Here is a 20,234-nt window from a genome sequence, read left to right as displayed (position 1 = left end):
AATAGGAGTAGAGACATGAGCGAAATCAATAAGACAATTCAAGAGAAAGTTCAAGCGTGGCTGCAGGATGCTTCAATTGATGAGGAGACTAAACAGGAGCTTCGCTCACTGGATAAGAACCCTGCTGAATTGGAAGACCGATTCTACAAGGAGCTTGAGTTTGGAACAGGTGGCCTCCGCGGCGTTATTGGAGCCGGAAGCAACCGGATTAACAAGTATACAGTAGGAAAAGCAACGCAAGGCTTCGCCCAGTATATTTGGGATGCGCACCGTAAATCAGGGGCGGGGGATCAGCCTTCGGTTGTAATTGCCCATGATTCCCGGCACTTTTCTCCGGAATTTGCTCTGGAAGCGGCACTAGTGCTTGCCGGAAACGGAATCGCTGCGAAGCTGTTTCCTTCGCTTCGGCCGACCCCTCAGCTGTCGTTCGCTGTACGCTCACTTAAGGCAACCGGGGGCATCGTGATTACCGCGAGCCATAATCCACCCGAGTACAATGGTTATAAGGTGTATAACGCCGCTGGCGGTCAGCTTGTACCGCATGAGGCGGAAGAAGTGATCTCCAGAATTAAAGAGGTCTCCTCTTTTGCTGAGGTGAAACGTCTTACGAGGGAAGAAGCGGAAAAGCAAGGATTGCTTGTATGGCTTGGAGACGCGGAGGACGAAGCTTTTGTAAATACGGTGGCAGCTACCAGTGTGAATCCGCAGCTGCTGGCAGGCGGGGCTGCCAAGGACGTTGTGATCGTCTACACCCCACTTCATGGAACAGGCAACCTGCCGGTGCGCCGGGTGCTCGATAAGCTCGGGTTCACCCAGGTTCATATCGTAAAAGAGCAGGAGCAGCCTGACGCGGAGTTCTCCACAGTGAAATCTCCGAATCCGGAGGAGCGGGAAGCCTTCACTCTGGCTATAGAGCTTGGCCAGAAGGTCGGCGCGGATCTGCTTATCGGCACAGACCCTGATGCAGACCGCATGGGGGCTGTAGTTAAAGACTCGCAGGGAGAATACCAGGTCCTGACCGGGAATCAGTCCGGTTCGATTCTTGTACACTATCTGCTCAGTCAGATGAAGGAAAGCGGCAAGCTTCCAGCTAATGGCGCCGTGGTGAAGACCATTGTGACCAGTGAATTCGGTGCGGTGATTGCACGCCACTATGGAGTCGAAGTATTCAACACCCTAACCGGATTCAAATATATCGGCGAGATGATGAACAAATTTGACGCGTCCGGTAACCATACCTTCCTGTTTGGGTATGAAGAGAGCTATGGATATCTGGCGGGGAATTACGCCCGTGACAAAGACGCTATTGTGGCTTCAACATTAATTGCCGAAGCGGCGGCATACTATAAAACACAGGGCAAGACCTTGTTTGATGTGCTTGAGGATTTGTACCAGCAGTACGGTTATTACCGTGAAGCATTGGTATCACGGACGCTCAAGGGTAAGGATGGAGTTGCCAAGATTCATTCTCTCATGGAAGATTGGCGCAATGCCGCTCCAAGTGAGGTTGCCGGTCTAAAAGTGAAGGAAGTCGAAGACTACTCTCAGGGTCTATATGGATTCCCTAAGGAGAACGTGCTCAAATTTATTTTGGAAGACGGGTCTTGGTTCTGTCTTCGTCCTTCGGGCACTGAGCCTAAGATCAAAGTATACTTCGCCGTATGTGGAACCTCTAATGAGGATGCCCTAGGAACGCTGGGCCGATTACAGGATGAAGTCATGGGCCGAGTTGACGCTTAACTAACAATTGAATGTAATAATTAGTATTTAAGCTTTGTATATGATCCGGGGCTCGCAGGCTCAGTCCTTCAGGCTGGCCCGGGCTTCGGAGTTTATTCATGAGGAGGTACCTTCGTGTATCAGAAATGGCAACAATGGAACAATGTATCACGCAAGTGGCTTTGGATTCTGGTGGTTATCGGGATGGTGGCATCACTGCCCCTGATTTATGCCCGTATTCAGACAGAGCAGACGGCCAAGAACGTGGAGCTTATTTTCAACTATCGCAGTTTGCTGGAGAGTTCTGTTTATCAACCTAAACCTGAAGCGTTTTTGAATGAAGAGCTTGACCAGTTAAAAGGGGCCGGAATTGGCACGATCGCGATGTTTGAAAGCAATCTCGACGAATTGACCCGATCCCACCGTCTAATGGTGTACAGCACACAGGATTTGATTGGTATGAAGAGACTTCCGCTGTCGACCGCCCAGACGGACAATCAAACTTACGTCGTGTTTACGAGTAAGGAGAATGCCGAGACTTTCGCACCGATGATTGAACAGACGTTCAAAGCCGCAGGCATTGATGTGGTTCCATGGAGCTGGGATGAAGGAACCGCCGCCATTCGCATTAATACGTCACCGGCCGATGCGGTAATGAAATCATTCGCGCCGGATCCGATTGCCATGAAGATGCTGCGTGACAAAGGCTTTAATATTCTTCCGCGTATGAGTGACAGCCAGCCCTATGATCAGGCTGCGGTAGATCAGATGCTGACCATCTTCCAGGAGAACAATGTTAAACACATCTTGTTTGAAGGGGATGCGGTCAAAGGCTTTACTGATGACCCAGAGAAGAAGAGTCTTAAGGCATTCGCGGATTCCTTGAAAGCTCACGGACTCGGTATCGTGACCATTGAAGGTCTGAAGAAGCCTCAGGCTGGCTTTAATAAACTGGCTTATTATTTGAACTATAATGTTGTACGTCTGTATTCTTTAAGTGATAAGGATGCAAAGCTGGATCCTGACACGCTTGCTGACCGGTTCGCCCTGGCGGCGAAGGACCGTAAGATCCGGATGATTTATATCAACAGCATGCCGAGCAAGGACACCACAAAATCTACAATTACGGATTCGGTTGAGAACATTGTGAAGACCCTGGGTGAGCCTGGAAATGCGGTCAAACGCATTGAGAAAGACGGGTTCAAGCTCGGACAAGCAGAAGCCTTCACGGTTACCACCCATTCCTGGGACAAAATCGCCAAAGCGATTGTCGTTCTGGGCGGAGTTGCGTTCGTGGCTATTCTGGTGTCTTACTTCCTGCCTTCGCTAACCCTTGCGGCTCTGATACTCGGACTCCTTGGCTGCGCGGGACTGTTCGTTATTCATAAGGAGGAATGGCTGGAACAGCTTCTGTCTCTGTTCGTCGCGATCAGCGCGCCGACCATTGCGATGCTGCTGGCCATCAAGAAAGTCCAGGAGATTCATGGAGAGCATCCGGACATGTCAGGCGGACGCCGCCTTACTCACACTTTAGTGCTCTTTATCAAGACGTCCCTGCTGTCTTTGTGTGCGGTTCCTTTCGTTATCGCACTGCTTAATAATATTACGTATGCGCTCGTGCTTAACCAGTTCCGCGGTGTAAGTCTGCTGCATCTGGTGCCTGTTTTCCTTGTGGCGGTATACGTCTTCTTGTATCAAGGCAAATCTGTATTCAGCGAGCTGCGCAGATGGCTGCGTATGCCGATTACTCTATTATGGGTGGCTTGTGCTGTTGTACTGGCAGGAGTAGGCTACTATTATCTTTCAAGAACAGGCAACTCGGGCAGCCTTCTTCCGGGTGAAGCGCAGTTCCGCTCATTCCTGGAGAACACAATTGGGGTACGTCCACGGAATAAGGAGTTCCTGATTCTGCACCCGCTCTTTATCGTTGGGGTATTCGCCTCTTTGCGGTATCCAAAAATTATTTATGCGCTGATCATCGCTACAATCGGTCAATTGTCGATGGTGGATACTTTTGCCCATATTCACTCTCCTGCCATGATCTCGCTGATTCGCGGACTTCTTGGCATGGGCTTCGGAATCATTATTGGTCTTATTGCCGTAGGTGTGTGGATTATTATTGAAAGGTGCTGGAAGAAATGGTCACCCCGTCTGTTACAAGACTAGTCATCTCCGGATATTACGGGTTCCGCAACAGTGGGGACGAGGCGGTGCTGAAGTCCATCCTGACCGCGCTGGAGGAGGAAGGGGCCCGGGCTGGAATCCGGATTGAGCCGATCGTGCTGTCGGTGGACCCGGAGTGGACCACTTCCATGTATGGTGTGAAGGCTGTGCACCGGATGAAGCTCGGTGAAGTGCGGCGGGCTTTGAAGGAGAGTGACGGACTGATCAGCGGCGGCGGAAGCCTGCTGCAGGATGCTACCAGTATGAAGTCTATCCCTTACTATCTGGGCATCATTAAGATAGCCCAGTGGCTGAAGAAACCTGTGTTCATTTATGCTCAGGGGATTGGCCCGGTGAACCGGGGAGTGTTTCACCCTTTTATTGCTGGAATCTTCCGCAAATGCAGTTATGTCTCTGTCCGGGATAACGAGTCTGCGGAGCTGCTTGCCAGTATGAGGCTGAACCGGGGAAACATTGAAGTTGTGCCAGACCCGGTAATGGGTCTGCCGCTTCCCGAAGGTATGGTTCCCCGGGAGACTGCAAGCGCCGGGGAGGAGCTGCCTGTGGTGGGAATTTCCGTGCGCTACTGGAACCCGGAGCGGCTTGAGCTGATTCAGCTTGCCGCAGGTCTTGCGGCTCTGGCAGGGCAGATGATGGTTCATTTCCGGTTTCTGCCCTTCCATGTGCCTGGGGATGATGAAGCATCGCGCTTTGTCATAGAGCGGATGGAGTCAGTACAATCGCTGGGAAGTGTAGTGAGTGTCGCTCCAGAGACGCTTGATCCTCAGGCGATGCTGGCAGAGGTCAGCCGCTGTGACGCGCTCATTGGGATGAGGCTGCACAGCCTGATCTATGCGGCTAACCAGCGGGTGCCGCTGCTGGGGATATCGTATGATCCGAAGATCGATCATTTCCTGGCGCGTCTAGGTTCCGTTCCAGCGGGAACAAGCGATCAGCTTGATCCGCACATCGTAGCCTCCGAGCTGCGCGGCCTTCTTAAGGACGGGGACGCCTGGCGTGCCCGGAATGCGGCTAGAATTGACAATCTGAAGCAGGAAGCCCGCCGTCCGGCGGAGCGGATCGCTGAATTTTTTAAGAACAGAGGGTGAATCACATGAAGCAGCCAGCTGCAGTGCCTACGGTATCGATATTCGGCATCCCTGTCTGCAAGTGGGGAATGAAGGATACCGTCAGCTACTTGACGGACGTGGTGAAGTCCGGGAAGCCGCATCAGATTATTACGGCCAATCCGATTATGGTCATGGCCGCCCTGGAGAACCCGGAGTATAAGACCATGATGCAGCGTGCGGATTTGATTGTGCCTGACGGGACTGGCGTGGTGTGGGCCGCCCGCAAGGGTGGCGAGCCTGTGACCGAGCGTGTGGCAGGATTTGATCTGCTTCATGAACTCATGAAGCAGGGTGAGGAGCTCGGCTGGAAGGTATATTTGCTGGGCGCTGCGCCGGAAGTGATTCAGGAAGCGGCCTCGCGGTTACAATTGCAATATCCGAGAGTGAAGATCGTCGGCTCCCGTGACGGATATTTCGGTCCGGAGCAGGACCGGGAAGTTATAGATGAAATTGTAAAGGCCGGGCCTGATCTGCTGTTCGTGGCCCGGGGTGCGGATACCCAGGAACCATGGATCGCCAAGTATAAGGAAGACCTTGGAGTTCCTGTGATTATGGGGGTTGGGGGAAGTTTTGACGTGATCTCAGGACGGACCCAGCGCGCACCTAAATTCATGCAGAAGATGCATTTGGAGTGGTTCTACCGTCTTCTCCGCGAACCTTCCCGGATTGGGAGGATGCTTGCACTGCCGAAATTTACCGTCAAAGTACTGCGTGAGGGCGAAAAGCTCTCAAAAATGCGGTAAATGGGCGGAATTCTCTGAAAATCAGCCGAAATTTGCTGAATTACAGAGTTGGTAGTTTGTTTGCATTCGGAGTATAATTCATTCGGTAGATAAAATGGGGGTTGAATTTGACATGTTGATGATCTATATCATCGGGTTTATCGCCGCGCTGGTTCTGGCGCTCGGATTAACACCGCTCGTTAAGAAATTTGCGATCAAAGCCGGTGTGGTCGATGTTCCAAATGCGCGCAAGGTGCATACCAGAGTAATGCCGAGACTCGGTGGACTAGGCATTTATTTATCTTTTGTTATCGGTTTAGTCGCACTACTTCCTTTTATCCCGGATAGTTATATCTCTTCCAGAGACCTCGACTTCGTGGGAGCGTTTCTCGTCGGTGGTACCATGATTGTGCTGCTTGGCGCTTTGGATGACCGTTTTGATCTTTCGGCCAAGCTGAAATTGGTGGTTCAGATTGCAACTGCTTGTGTAGTTGTATTCGGATTTGATATTAAAATTGAATTTGCTAATATACCTTTTCACACCTACTCCTCCGTGGAGACCTGGATTTCGATCCCGTTTACGATTCTATGGATCGTCGGAGTAACCAATGCAATTAATCTGATCGATGGATTGGATGGTCTCGCTGCAGGTGTATCCGCCATTGCGATCGGTACGATTGCGGTGATGGCCTTTATTATGGGCAACGAAATTACTGCTCTTCTGTGCCTGCTGCTGCTTGGCAGCATTCTGGGCTTTCTGTATTTCAATTTCCACCCTGCCAAGATCTTCATGGGGGATTCCGGGGCCTTGTTCCTGGGCTTCAGCCTTGCGCTGCTGTCCCTGTTAGGATTTAAACAGGTTGCGATTGTCTCGTTCCTGACCCCGCTCATTCTGATTGGGGTTCCGCTTTCGGATACCATGTTTGCTATTGTGCGCCGCTGGATGCAGAAGAAACCGATCTTCTCGCCGGATAAAGGCCACCTGCATCATTGTCTGCGAGAGCTTGGCTTCAGCCACCGCCAGACGGTGCTGATCATCTATGGGATCGCCGCTTTCTTCGGGGTGCTGGCGATCATCCAGTCCTCGGCCGCACTCTATTCGGCCAACTGGGTAACCTTCGTGGTCATTTGTATTATGGTCTTCTTCCTGCAGATTGGCGCCGAGGTCATCGGCCTGATCGGCAAGACCAAGCGGCCTGTACTCAACTTCCTCGCAAGATTGCGGATGAAGGAGAGCACGGAGCGCTCGGACTGAGTCTGAATAGAAATCCCGCTGTGCATTCGTACAGCGGGATTTTTTTGTTTGCTGCCGTTTCCTTATCCCCATAGCGCCAAAGAACGATCTTTTGGGTATTAAGAGGCAAAATTCCATTAATTTGGATTTTTTTATTCCATTTTTCTTCAAAATCTCTCACGGTTGTCCGATAAAGAAGATAACTGACCTTATAAAGGAGAGATTCATACATGCAGCGCACGAAAAAGCCGTTAATATGGCTTATGTTGTTGACACTGTTGGTATCTTTGGTTCCGGTGGGACTGACGGGGACTGTATCGGCGGCTACCTTGAAACCGACTAGTTTTTTTACACCTGATATTGCAGATCTTCGAAACACTGTTGACTTAACACTTCCTAAAAATAGTGCTAATCAACTTTCAAGAACAAATGTATATCATGTAACCAGTTCCTCGGTGCCTGTATCAGGCACCTATACGAAAGTAACAGGTTCTACTCTTGCTGTGAATGTGCAGCAATTAACACAGGGATCCGATGGAAGCTGGATACAGGATGCTACCCACGTGGCTCCAGGGGTAATACAGTTGGATGTAAACAGCCCAGATAATCGGTTTACGGCAAATCTGACCCTGTATCCAGGGATGAACCAAATCACATTTAGAGGCTCTCAAGGATTAAATGAACGTTCAGAGTCATTTTATATTCTTTTTGATAAGGTTCCTTATGTAGAGAGTTTGAAGGTCCTAGGTGGAGCAGACAAGCTTAACCTTAATGAAGGTTCCCAAGTTGTGGTTCCTAAAGATCAGATCACACTTGAAGGGAAGGCTCAGAACGCTACCAAGATTACCGTGTCGGTGAATAATGCCACTCCTCTGCCGACAACAATTCTTCAGGACGGTACATTCTTCTCTCAGCAATTCAAAATTAGTCCTGGATTAAATGAGTTAAAACTCATAGTTGAGAATGGCTCAGATACACTGACATTCAAATATTTACTGTACTACTACGATCAGAAGAATCCAATTGTTGGGTTGTATCTTGTAGATAGCGCGAATTATGCACAGAATCTATTGAATAATGTACCTGTGTTTACTGAAAACAGTGACAAGGCCAAGGTATATGCACAAATGCTAGTACCAGATGATAGCGGCAAGCCATTTAACGGCAACGGGGCAATTAAGGTAAATGGGACAGCAGTGACTCCAACTTATTATGGAGGTCTGCAACTCGATGCTAGTGGCAAAATTACGACTTCGGGTACGGATGAAGTTTATATTCCAGGATTAGGGCAAAATACACCTTCTTACCGTCTGGTTACCTTCGTAATAGATCCGCTGCTTTTTAGCAAAGATAGCTCAAATGTAATTAATGTAAGCCAAAGCCATGCTCTTAGTGTTTCCTATGGCACTAGTACAATTAGTAAATCAGTCGATTTCCAATACAAACAGGGGCAGACTGTAATTACAGATATGAAGTATCTTAGAGGATATACTGACCCAGCGAGTACAACCGTACCTACAGGCGAGGCGCTGGATGGTGCCAAGATTGACTCGGGTAACTTTTATATTAAGGTTAGCACTAATAGCAAGCCGGCAGATCCGGACAAGCTCTTGGCTCAATACCTTCCTTTGTCTACACAGAGTATTAGTGTTAAACTGGCAAAAACTATCTCTGATACACAATACATTTACCTAATCGAAGGGTTCCAAAACGGAAACCAAACCGTTCGATTTAAGTATGATCAGTCATCAGCATATAAAGATGTAACCATCTCGTTTGCTTCTAAAAATTATATTTATGTAGAGAATTTAACGGATGGGCAGACTTATAATATTGACTCTAATGGAGCTCAAACTTTAACAGTAAAAGGTCAATATGTTGATTTCGATAACTTAAGCCAGTATTTTACAGCGGAAGCTTTTGCGAATGGCGTAAAGGTGAAGTCCAGTACGGATAACTGGCTGGGTGCCGATGGAAAATTTGAATTTCCTATTAATATTTCAGCTGAATCCGGACCTCTTGTGTTTGGAGAGAACAAACTTGTCTTTACAGGCACAGGTAAGGACGATAAGGGGCAGTCACGTCAGGTACGAAAAGAGCTAAGAATTTATATAAATGATAGCAATGTATCCACAGTGACCAATTTTCAACCTGCAGTAGGTAAGGATCGGCCAGAGTTCCCGAGTAAGGATAGTTATTCTTCCGATAACCCGCAAATTGCAAAGATTTTTAATTTGACCCCTGATTTTATTTACAAAAATAATCAGTACACAACGAGTTTGAAAACATTCGATTTAGTATTTCGTGGAACTGGAGCTGTTAAGGCTAACCTGAATCTAGGGACAAAGAACATTTTATCCGTTGATCTACCTGCGAATAATACAGCTAATGAAAATGTAACTTTCAGTGGAACAAGATATTCTTATGATTTCTCTGGAACTCAAAATGACTTTGTAATGCGTGTTAGAGATTTGACTACAGATGCGCCGGGCACCTATGTTTATACTTTAGAATTAATTAACAAAACAGGTGCAAAAACTACTCAAAAGTTAGAATTAATCAGAGAGGCTGGTTCTTATCGCATCCTGGCCCCTCAACCTACAGTAGGCGATCAATATGTAGTAACTAAAAACTTTGTTCATTTTGATATTGAAGCTGAGGGTGCTTCACAAGTTGTTATTGATAAAGTCCCTGCGGTGAAACGTACCGACCTTGGCGAGAACCGCTTTGTTCTTGATTATGTTGGATTAAAACAAGATAAGTCTAATCCTATTAAGATTCAGGTCGTTCGTGGCAGTGTGACGAATACAAGTACGATCAATGTATACTACACGGGAACGGTAGGGGTTGATGCTGAATTCATGGCTCCGAAAGTAGCTGCGAAATATTCAGTCTTTAACAAAGCGCTCCAACTAAGCTTTCCTAAAGCAACAGTAATGAAGAGTGTGGACACTAGTGGGATAACTAAGTTCTATCCAGATACTAAGCTTCTCTTTGGTATTGCTGATCCGGCAAACGGCATTGTGGAACGTCGGAATGACTATGGCAATATCATTGCGTATTCCGGGATTGTTGATGAGAAGGGGAACCCTGTCTGGAAAATCACAGATGATTATTACTACAACTTTTTAAATACAAATAACAATTTCAGCAGAATATCTGAAGTATATTGGATTAACGGAGGATTAGGAGAACAAGGTGCGAAGGGAACGGCAGGCTATAAGCCGTCAACAAATGGCCTGGCTCCATATTCAGTTGAAGGGCTATTCGGAGATCCGCAGACTCCGGCAGAACGCATTGTAAAGCCTTCCCAACGCGGTACGCTTACTATTGCGTATAATCCAAGCGTTGTTGATGAAGCCGGCACAACGGTTACTGTCTTCAGGTACACCAAAAATCGTCAATGGGAGAATATTGGTGGAGAAGTAGATACTAGGCAGCATACCGTCACTGTTCCTTTTGATGAGTTCGGATATTATACAGTAATGAAGATGAGCCGCGGATACAAAGATATTACGAATCATAGTTGGGCCCGTAATATATTGAATGCTTTGTACTCAAAAGGCCTTATGAAGAATGTTCGCTTCGAGCAATTTGGGGCAGATGACCAAACGAGCAGAGGGGAGTTTGCGACCCTGCTGGTGAAAGGTCTAAATCTACCTTTGAACTATGATAACAATCAGACATTTGTGGATCTTGTGCCAAGTGCAGCATCTGAGACATGGGATTACGCTCATATCGAGACAGCTGCCAGAGCTGGGATTGTAACTGGACAGACAGAAGGCGTATTTGCTCCAGATCAGCCAATCACCCGTGAGCAGGCTGCAGTGATGATTGCACGTGCTCTTAAACTCAAGTTGGCTGTAAATGATGCCAAGCTTGAGGCTACATTGGCGAAGTCCTTCCTTGACTCAGGACAAATGGATAAGTATGCTATGCCATCGATTCAGGCAGTGTCCCAGGCGAAAATCATGTCAGGTACTCCAGTGACTCAAGCCGGGCAAAAGAAACCTGCATATAATTTTAATCCTAAATCCAACATGACCCGTGCGGAGGCAGGGAAGATAGCTGTAGAATTGCTTAAAAAGGGAACTAAGGTCTTCCCTAAAAACTTAAGCTAATCCCTAACCTTTACCCGCTTGTGAGCGTCAAGCTTGCAGGCGGGTATTTTAATGACAACTCTAGCAATAGAGGGACAAACTGTAATTTCCAATTACATCTTTTTGTAATTATTCGTAGATTAGGATACAATAACAGAGTAATAGACATTTTCTGCAAAAGGGTGAACAAGTACATGAAACCGTTGTTATCGAAAGCACAGCTGGATTATATGAAAGCAAAGTCGAAATTTGAGGATAGAGCGAAAGTATTGGAGAAGAAGATTGAGGAGACTGCGAAGCTGCAGGAAGTTACTCAAGAGGTTATGGAAGGCCTTGTCATGGAGACTGGCTTCCACGATGCATTTAATGAGCTGACACTGGCAGAAAACGCGCTGATCGACTGGTCACATGTCACCATGAAGCACGAGAAGACCTACAAGGACAACAAGCAGGCAATCGAGAATATGTACACGAACCTGAGCTCTGATCCTCAGATGCGCGCACGTATTATTGATTTGGCTATGAAAGTAAGGTAATAATTGAAAGTGAAATACGATATATTATTAGGAGACGTTCGTTTATGGACGTCTTTTTCTTATGTTTGAATTGGCAAAATCCAGGGTATTGTATTGGGAAAACTTGCTTAATGACTGGAAGATACAGCCATGCTATACTAAAACCCGTAAAGCCCCATCCCTGGGAGATTGTTGAATATGAGGGCGCGAATACTAAGTCATAACAACTTTTTAATTTTTTTTCGCAAACCCGCAACTTTTTGATTTTACCTGCGTTTAAGATGTAGAACATGAACAACGGGCGACCAATTTAGACAATCCATAATGTCCCTCATAGGGAAACTTGTCTATTTACTAGAAAAATGTTCTTTACGGCTCTAGGGACCCATTGTATAATGTCAAGGTAGGATTAGGAAACTACTCTATTTCTACATGCTCCAAAAGTTTACAAGTTTCTGTGGCCCGTTCACAGACATAATTTATAGTAACTCGCTCAACTCGGGAAAGGGGGTGTATCGGCTAATGAGTAACATGAGCTATACATTTAAAGAAAATTCTCAAGTGAAAGATATTCAAGGAGGAGAAAAAAAGGTTATGAAGAAAATTTTATCCGTAGCATTGTCTACAGCAATGGCATTCTCCATGTTTGCTTCTGTAGCATTCGGTGCTGAGTCCCTCACACCACAACAACAATTTGATGCTTTGAAAGCTAAAGGCATCCTGAATGGATATGCAGATGGTTCCGCTCATTTGGAGAAAACAATCACTCGTGCAGAACTTGCTAAAGTGATCGTTAAAGTTAAAGGCCTGAAAGAAATCACTGGTGTGTATTCTTTCAACGACAAGAACTACAAGAAAGACGCTAAATGGCCTGCACCTTACATCGAAGCAGTAGCTGCTGCTGGTATCATGAAAGGTGATAATGAAGCTAAGAAAATCTTCAACTTCAACGGTAACGTGTCTGTAGAAGAATTGGCTACCGTTCTTGTACGTGCTCTGAACCTTGAAGTTCCAACTACTGGCATTGACAACAGTGCTACTAAGTGGGCTCAAGGCTACGTTCAAGCAGCGATCAACGCTGGTTTGCTCGAGAAGAACCTTAACTTCCAAGCTGCCGCAACTCGCTCCCAAGTGGTTGTAGCTGCTTATACTATCGATCAGAAGAGCTCCATCCCAACTGTTGCTTCTTACAAAGTAGTGGACGCTAACAACGTTGAGTTCACACTTTCCAATGGCGAAGTTGTTAAGGTAAAACTTGACAAAGCTCTTGAAGCTAACAAAGAAACTGCAGTTGAGTTCAAAGATTCCAAAGGCAATACAATTGCAACTAAGGTTACTTATGTTGTGACTACTGCAACTAAAGTTCAAGCTGTTACAGCAAACAACCTGAAAGAAATCGAAGTAGCATTTGATGGTACTGTTGATCAAGCATCTGCAGAAGACAAAGATAAGTATTCTGTAGACAGCTCTGTACAAATTGACTCTGCTACTTTGTTGGCTGATGGTAAAACTGTTCGTTTGGCAGTTAAAGAAGTTAACGGCAACGTGCTTCAGAACCAAAAGGCTTACAAACTTTCGGTTAGAAACGTAAAAGCTGGAGACAAAACAGTTGATGTTACAAATTTTGGATTCACTCCAATTGATAATGCGCTTCCAGAAGTTTCTGAAGTGAAAGCACTTGGAACCAAAGCGATCAAAGTAACATTCTCTGAGCCAATCAAAACAGCTAGCTCTACTAATTTCAAACTTGACGGCAAATCGTTCTTCGGTTCTGTAACTGCAGGTGCTCGTGAAGTTGTGCTGAAGCCTTATTCTTCTACAGATCTGTCTGTAGGTGCGCACAAACTTGAAGTATCTGGCGTTGAAGACTACAACAAATTCAAAGCTCTTACTAAAGAAGTTGACTTTACTGTAGCTGAAGATACTACTGCACCAACTGTAGTAAGCAACAATGCAACTCTTGAGAGAGTGACATTGACTTTCAGCGAAGAAGTAGATCCTGATACAATCAATGCTTCGAATGTATACTGGAAATCCGGTAATGACAAAAAAGAAGCTGGTTCCTTCACACGTATCTCTTCTACTGTATACGCATTTGATTTCACAAAGAATAGCCTGCCAGGATATGAAACTAGCCTGTTTGTAGAAGGAGTTAAGGACTACTCTGGAAATCAAATCAAAGAAACTGAAGTTAAGGTAAAAGCTGAACTTGATCGTACTCAACCTGAAGTGACAGAAGTGTCAATCAGCTCCCTTGATAACACTAAGATCACTTTGAAATTCAACAAACAAGTTCGCATCGAAGATGTTAAATACTTCACTCTTACTAAATCAAACGGTGACGTTGTACCTGTAAGATCAGTTGTTGGTGCTAACGGAACTTCCGATGACAAAGTATTTACTCTGAGCACTTACGGTGCCCTTGACTCATCTTATACTCTTAAAATTTCTGGTGTAAGAGATACTACAAAACTGCAAAATACAATGTCCGATTACAGCACAAAATTGACTGGTAAAGATACTAAAAACCCAGAGTATACTTCCAACTCCGGTAGTGGCCGAGTATTGGTTATTAACTTCAGCAAAGAACTGGAATTGGCAAGTGCTGGATCAGCAGGTAACTACCTTGTTGTAATTAACAATAAGACTCAACAACTTCCTGCTGGTACAGAAGTGACTCCACTTCAAAATGGTAAATCTGTTCGTATCGTATTCCCTGAATACATTGATAACGCTCGCGTAGGCATCAATGAATCAACTGCTGGTGCTAATGTGACAGCATTCCAACTGTTGGCATTGAAAGACGTAGCTGGTAACATCATCACTAACTTCGGTGCTGCTCCAGTAGCAATTAACAGCAACCCTGTAGGTCTTGCTGCTAAGTATGATGACGATACTACTCAACCAGCTAAATTGACTTCGAAAGGTGTAATCAAAGTAAGATTTGATCAGCCTATCGGTCAAGCAACAGCAAGTGACTTTGAAGTGACTGGTGGTACTGGTGTTTCTATCGGATCTGTTACTACAGATGCTAGCGACATTGTTACTGTCACTCTAAGTGGAACTGTAAATGAAACTGGTCTTTATGATGCTGCAGGAACTCCTATTACAATCGGAGTTAAAGCTAACAGTGCAATCAAGTCAGTTACTGGTCTTGCAGTTGCTACCGCTGCAACAAACATTGCAGTTAAAGATGGTGTGAAGCCGGTTGTTCAATTGCAAGCTAATCAAACTCGTTTGATTGTTGACAACAATAAGATTAACCTTCCATTTAGTGAAAAGCTTAGTGGGAATGCAGATAACTACAAATATGACCTTGTAGTGACTAACGCTAGAACAGGTGACAGATTGCCTGTGACTAACTACACTACTACTCTTGGTGCGGATGGTAAATCTGTTGATATTACAATTGGGGTAGCAACAACTGATGAGTATAAAGTAAGCGTGATTGCTGATGCATCTGAAATTAAAGATGTTGATGGTAATAAAGCTGCTGCATCATCAGTTTACTGGACCCAAGTTGGAAAGATAGACACTACACCGGCTCCAACTGTAACTGGTGTTACTGAAAACGGTCTTTACAAAACTGATGTGGCTGCTACATTCACTGCAGGAACAGCTACATTGTCGAAAGATGGAGCCGCTGCAGTTGCTTATACAACTGGCACACCTATCAGTGTTGACGGAACTTACAAACTGGTAGTTACTAACCAAGGTAAATCAACTACAGTTAACTTCAAAGTTGATAAAACTGCTCCTACTTTTACAGCGACCAAAACTGGTGCTAAACAAATTACAGTAGTTTTCAGTGAAGCTGTTAAAAAAGCTGATGCTGAAAATGTAGCAAACTACGTTTTTGATACTAATGGTGCTGCTGCGGATGGCACTGAAGTCGTTCTTAGCGCAGCACTAGGTACTGATAATAAGACTGTTGTATTGACTACAACTACTGATCCTGCTGCTGGTGCGACAATTGACGCAACAGTTGAAGATCTGGCTGGAAATACTTCTGCAAGTGCTCCAGTAGCTCTTTAATATCAGAACAAAAGAAAGACCTGTGCCATTGCACAGGTCTTTCTTATTGTATGATATGCTTCAACTAAAAAGAAACCTTTGACTAAGTGTTAACTTAATCAAAGGTTTCTTTTGCTTGAAAAACTTATACATATAACCCAATTTTATCAATGTCAGCTTTCTTTAAGTAAATAGCCCCTAGTGATTTTTTAATGTGTATTACTTTACCATCACTATCAACAGATGTTGTTTCGTCTCCATCTTTAAGTTTAGACGCGTCTATTAAAAATAATGTTTTCCCCTTCTTAGTAACGTTATAAATGCCCTCATCTTTTGTAGAAACAATGGTGATAGCATTCAAATTCTCAAATTCTGAAAGTGTAATCCAATCCTTAATAGTGGTGAAACTAATGCTCCCTGATTTAGCATCAAACTGAGTGTTATAGCCGAAAATTCCTGCAGTTTCTCGAATTGGTAGATAAGTTGTCCCTTTGTACTCTAATTGGCTAGAAACTGTTTCTTTGACTTGACCATTCACCACAATATTGTATTTGGCCAACGAAGCCAGAATCGATTTAGAGTTAGCCGCTACGGCTAAAGTAGAAGAGCCAATAAGCATTCCAACGGTTAATCCAATAATCATTTTTTTCACTATGTATCACTCCTTGGGGTTTATTACCATAATATTACCCAGTTAGTTAGCATTTGAAAATAGCCATTTTAATTTTTAAAGGAAAATAACGAAACATTTTTGATTATCAAACGTTTTAATATTAATACCTTATATTGCCATAGGAGGAAGACAGTTTGAAGAAGATCCCGATGACGGCTGTTACTTTGGGCTTATCTCTAATTATAGGAAGCACTGTGACAAGCACGACGAATGCGTCCAATACCAAAGTTCAGAATAAAAGTAAAACGACTACTAGTAAAATATCAGTTCCTGTAGTTCATACAATTAATGCATTACCAGCAGTAAAACTAACAGCAAAAAGCACGGTACGCTTATCCGAAGTTAATATCCTAACCCAAGACGAAGGAAGTATTTTAACATACAGCCTTACCTTCAGTAACGGTGAGGCTAGAAGCTTGGATCTGACAGATTATTGGACAAGAGTCCGATCCAGTGGGGGATCCGTTTATAGTGCTAAGCTTAAGTCTACAGATGCTGCAAAGAAGAGTATAGCACCTGGTTCCTCAATGACTCTAACCTATGTAGTTAACACTGGAAAAAACACAAAAATTAGTGATCTTGCGTTTCAGATCGTAAAATGGGATTTTAGTAAACCAAATTACGAGAATAATGTTGGATCATTTAAAGTTCCGGCAGCTTACCTGACCTCTACTCCTGTAGGGCAGGCCAAGAGTTTCCGCATTAATGAAGCGCCGATCAAGATGTATATGAATCAGGTAACGACGTATCAATCAGGTGAATATAATTATGTAGGAGTAACTGTAGATCTTCGTAATATCGGTTCTAAATTGTTCGAAGACCCAAAAGTGAAAATGGTCGTCAAGACTGCGAACGGGTCCAACTATCCACTTACTGCTGATTCAACAAGTGTGGACTATCGGGTTCAGCCACAGGACACTAAAAAGCTAAATTTTATGGCCTCAATTCCTAAGAAGGTGCCGCTTAAGAATTTAGAACTTCAGGTTATTCAAGATGATGAGACGACGAAGTTAAGTTTGCCATTAGCAACTTTCCAACTTCCTACAACAAAGAATCAGTCTATTACAGTAGAGCCTTATAAAGACAAGATCATTACTCTTCCTAATGGGAAAATCTCAGCAACTGTTAAGGGCGCATGGATGAACCAAAGTTATGATAGCAGTGACTTAGCTATACAATTCAATTTACGTAATATCGGTACAACAACAGTTGCAGTTCCTAAGTATGAGTTTGTACTTCATACTTCAACTGGCTACACACTTCCCATTCAGGTTCAAGGTATAGAGAATATGACTCTTAAACCTGAAGATGAGCGAAATTTGAGACTTAATATTACAGTGCCCTCCAATATGACCGGAGGTGCAATGAAGCTTTTCGTTAATGCTCCACAGGCCGTCACACCTCCAGATAAAGAGGGCGGAACTACAAACACAAACAAGGATGTTCCTTTTACTTATCCAGTGGGAGTTTTTGCACTTCCAGAGGCCAGTCCGATGCAGAATACAACAGGAATTGAGCAATTCCTTCAAACAAATAATGGGTTGCTTGGCCTCACATTATCTAATGTGCAGCGATTGCCTTGGAGTGACGGTGATATACTGACAGCTAGAGTTACTGTTTCAAATAAAAGTAATAAAACTATAATTCTTCCTGAATTGACTGGCCAGTTTACTGTTGATTCTGCCAAGCTTACTGGAGACACCCGCCTAGTGAATACACAGAGTGTGAGCTTGATAGGAGCAGGCAAATCATCGGATCTGTATGTTGTATCAAAACTGCCATCCTATCTAGATTTTAGTCAACTTCAGATATCATTGCTTGAGAAATCTGGTGAAGGTAACTCGCAGACTACTTCTCCTTGGTTTCAATTCACGAATCTCGGCAACCTAACAGAAATCCCTACAATAAAAAAAGAAAGTCCGTATCAAATGATGACGGATGGCCGTAAGCAGGAGTTTAAAATACTAAGAACTGTAGTATATCCAGGAGCTAATTCCGATATCATCTATTCTGAAGTTGAAGTCAAAAACTTGGAAAGCCACCAGATTGATCTGTCACAAATGGTTGGTTATTACAAAGCCGCAGGCGGGCAAAACTATAAAGCTAAAGCAATTCAAATCGAAACCCCCGTGGGTCCAGAAGAGAAGAGTATAATTGCTCTATGGTCCAAGATTCCAAGTAAGATCAATGCCTCGGATATGAAGTTAGTTCTTGGGGAAGGCATTACAGAGAATAAGTTGACTCCAGTGAAAGCTGAGCCTACAGGTTATGTGAATGCTGCAGCGCTTGAAGTGAATATGAAGCAGATAGGATTAAGGGGCACACTTAAGGACGTTGAATTGTTCCCGTACACCTTGAATGTTAACAAGGTAGATGCTTACCTTAGTGACTCTACTTCGGTTCGAGTAAACCTCAATTACAACCTAAGTAAGTCAGCGGATTATAATATAGGGGATTTGGGACATAAGTTTATTTTTGAGATTAAAGATTCTAGTGGAAGAGTCATGGAGAAGGAAGTCGCCCCCGAGACAGATCTCAAGTTAGGAACGAATGGGACGTTTTCATTTAGTGTTGAAGATTCAATTTATGAAAAGATGAAATATGGTTCATTTAGCCTGTCGATTTATGATCAGTTCCAGGGACAGAAAGTAAAATTGGCAAACCAGAGCTATAACTACCATACTGTTCAGGTTACGCCTAATGAGGAATGGTAAGGAATACTTAAGGAAAAATCCCCGGGAAGGGGATTTTTCCTTGTCTCCCTCTATCAAAACCTCTATCATTAATAGAAAGAGAAGAAATTTCCTAAAGTGGCAGGAGGAACATCATGAAGAAGACTTGGAAGATCACGGCTGCGGCCGTTCTTATTGGTGGTGGGCTGCTGGCAGGCTCGCTAATGAATCTTCAGGCGGAAGGAGCCGGTGTTGCGAATCAGCCTGGAACTGCGGATGATCCGGTTGTGACAAAGAGTTATGTGGATCAGCAGATTCAGAAGGCTCTTGGTGGTGGAACTGGGGGCGGCTCAACACCGACGAAGCCAACTCCGAACACAGGAAGCGGATCTGGCGCTGGCACAGGTACTGGTGGCGGTACATCAGCTGGGGGTGCGGCATCCAGCGACGGAATTGAAGTAGTAACCCTTAAGCCTGGACAGACTATGGTAGCCAAAGCTGGCACGGAATTCATTGTCCGCGGAGGTAAGGCGGTTATTTATAGTGCAGATGCGAATGGCGTCGCGGATCTTACTGACGGGATCGATGTGGCCAATGGCGAAGCGGCCCAGAGCAATCATCTGTTATCTTTTCCAAGAGAAGGCCGGGGTATTCAAGTAGCTGATGGGCAAAAGATGAGCGTAACCGTAATGGTACGCGGAGGTTATGTCATTAAATAACCTTACTCCATCGCCAAGTTCTGCTTGAGTTAACAAACATTCATAAGATTATAAGTTAACATATCAGAGATACTAATCCTGTATAACAATTACACAGGAGGTGTATTCTAATGGCTAGTAACAGTCGGAGAAATCGTCAAATCGTCCCACAAAGCCGTGAAGCGCTTAGACAGATGAAATATGAAATCGCAGCGGAATTTGGCCTTCCCGTTGGTTATGGGGCAGGTTCACTCGGCTCAGCCGATACGGAGTTCTCCGGGGAGCTGGGCAGCATCGGCGGTGGTCATACGACCAGCAGCTGGGGGCATCTAACCTCGAGAGAGAATGGTTCTGTCGGCGGGGAAATTACCAAGCGATTGGTGGCGCATGCGGAGCGGCATTTTACATTATAATTATGGCACTTATTCACCTTAAATTGGATACAACGGAATAAGGAATCATAAGCCTGGTCCCTTGATTGACAGGGGGGTACAAATACGTTAATATGACTTTTGAGGCTTGTACTTCAACCTTTTCCGCTCGGAAAAGGTTCATTTTTTGTGTAGGATGAATTGGCGGTGGCCATACATCCCT

The 20,234-nt window shown here is 44.7% G+C and carries 12 protein-coding genes; 11 read left to right on the top strand and 1 reads right to left on the bottom strand.

The genetic code is table 11. The features are described from left to right. Positions 1-15: 15 nt before the first annotated feature. The 8 genes from BN6628_RS22165 to BN6628_RS22130 all read left to right on the top strand — a co-directional run bounded on the left by BN6628_RS22165 (position 16) and on the right by BN6628_RS22130 (position 15,618). Entirely contained in the window at positions 16-1,740 is a 1,725-nt protein-coding gene (locus tag BN6628_RS22165; RefSeq protein ID WP_068620640.1) for a phospho-sugar mutase, read from the top strand. Positions 1,741-1,854: 114 nt separating this feature from the next. Then, positions 1,855-3,885, top strand: coding sequence for a DUF5693 family protein (locus BN6628_RS22160; protein WP_068620638.1), 2,031 nt, complete (start codon positions 1,855-1,857; stop codon positions 3,883-3,885). Continuing rightward, complete coding sequence (csaB, locus tag BN6628_RS22155) at positions 3,858-4,991, top strand: polysaccharide pyruvyl transferase CsaB (protein ID WP_068620636.1); 1,134 nt, start codon at positions 3,858-3,860, stop codon at positions 4,989-4,991. Before BN6628_RS22160 ends, csaB begins: the two co-directional genes overlap by 28 nt. A 5-nt stretch (positions 4,992-4,996) precedes the next feature. Then, positions 4,997-5,755 (top strand): WecB/TagA/CpsF family glycosyltransferase, encoded by a 759-nt coding sequence (locus tag BN6628_RS22150; RefSeq protein ID WP_068620634.1) that lies wholly within the window; start codon positions 4,997-4,999, stop codon positions 5,753-5,755. 112 nt (positions 5,756-5,867) lie between these two features. Further along, entirely contained in the window at positions 5,868-6,989 is a 1,122-nt protein-coding gene (locus tag BN6628_RS22145) for a glycosyltransferase family 4 protein (protein ID WP_068620632.1), read from the top strand. Positions 6,990-7,198: 209 nt separating this feature from the next. After that, positions 7,199-11,089 carry an S-layer homology domain-containing protein gene (locus BN6628_RS22140; RefSeq protein ID WP_068620630.1) on the top strand — a complete coding sequence of 1,297 codons (3,891 nt, stop codon included), beginning with the start codon at positions 7,199-7,201 and terminating at the stop codon, positions 11,087-11,089. A 173-nt stretch (positions 11,090-11,262) separates the two neighbouring features. After that, entirely contained in the window at positions 11,263-11,604 is a 342-nt protein-coding gene (locus tag BN6628_RS22135; RefSeq protein ID WP_068620628.1) for a hypothetical protein, read from the top strand. 501 nt (positions 11,605-12,105) lie between these two features. Next, complete coding sequence (locus BN6628_RS22130; RefSeq protein ID WP_068620626.1) at positions 12,106-15,618, top strand: Ig-like domain-containing domain; 3,513 nt, start codon at positions 12,106-12,108, stop codon at positions 15,616-15,618. 124 nt (positions 15,619-15,742) lie between these two features. Here BN6628_RS22130 and BN6628_RS22125 read toward each other — a convergent pair whose 3' ends face one another. After that, positions 15,743-16,249, bottom strand: a complete 507-nt coding sequence (locus BN6628_RS22125; RefSeq protein ID WP_068620624.1) for a stalk domain-containing protein — start codon at positions 16,247-16,249, stop codon at positions 15,743-15,745. A gap of 155 nt (positions 16,250-16,404) precedes the next feature. Here BN6628_RS22125 and BN6628_RS22120 point away from each other — a divergent pair, with 155 nt between their 5' ends. From BN6628_RS22120 to BN6628_RS22110, 3 genes are all read left to right on the top strand, one after another. Continuing rightward, on the top strand, positions 16,405-18,984 hold the full coding sequence (locus BN6628_RS22120; RefSeq protein ID WP_235847684.1) for a hypothetical protein: 2,580 nt from the start codon (positions 16,405-16,407) through the stop codon (positions 18,982-18,984). A gap of 113 nt (positions 18,985-19,097) precedes the next feature. Next, on the top strand, positions 19,098-19,661 hold the full coding sequence (locus BN6628_RS22115; RefSeq protein ID WP_068620622.1) for a hypothetical protein: 564 nt from the start codon (positions 19,098-19,100) through the stop codon (positions 19,659-19,661). 110 nt (positions 19,662-19,771) lie between these two features. Further along, entirely contained in the window at positions 19,772-20,053 is a 282-nt protein-coding gene (locus BN6628_RS22110) for an alpha/beta-type small acid-soluble spore protein (protein ID WP_068620620.1), read from the top strand. The last annotated feature ends 181 nt before the right edge of the window (positions 20,054-20,234 follow it).

This window comes from Paenibacillus tuaregi, from assembly GCF_900086655.1.
Lineage (GTDB): Bacteria > Bacillota > Bacilli > Paenibacillales > Paenibacillaceae > Fontibacillus > Fontibacillus tuaregi.
The sequence above is the reverse complement of the archived record's forward strand: the minus strand, read 5'-3'. Positions and strand labels throughout refer to the sequence as shown.

Coding starts and splice junctions, on each gene's coding strand:
- BN6628_RS22165 (WP_068620640.1), top strand. CDS start 16: ATGAGCGAAATCAATAAGACAATTCAAGAGAAAGTTCAAGCGTGGCTG.
- csaB (WP_068620636.1), top strand. CDS start 3,858: ATGGTCACCCCGTCTGTTACAAGACTAGTCATCTCCGGATATTACGGG.
- BN6628_RS22150 (WP_068620634.1), top strand. CDS start 4,997: ATGAAGCAGCCAGCTGCAGTGCCTACGGTATCGATATTCGGCATCCCT.
- BN6628_RS22145 (WP_068620632.1), top strand. CDS start 5,868: ATGTTGATGATCTATATCATCGGGTTTATCGCCGCGCTGGTTCTGGCG.
- BN6628_RS22140 (WP_068620630.1), top strand. CDS start 7,199: ATGCAGCGCACGAAAAAGCCGTTAATATGGCTTATGTTGTTGACACTG.
- BN6628_RS22135 (WP_068620628.1), top strand. CDS start 11,263: ATGAAACCGTTGTTATCGAAAGCACAGCTGGATTATATGAAAGCAAAG.
- BN6628_RS22130 (WP_068620626.1), top strand. CDS start 12,106: ATGAGTAACATGAGCTATACATTTAAAGAAAATTCTCAAGTGAAAGAT.
- BN6628_RS22115 (WP_068620622.1), top strand. CDS start 19,098: ATGAAGAAGACTTGGAAGATCACGGCTGCGGCCGTTCTTATTGGTGGT.
- BN6628_RS22110 (WP_068620620.1), top strand. CDS start 19,772: ATGGCTAGTAACAGTCGGAGAAATCGTCAAATCGTCCCACAAAGCCGT.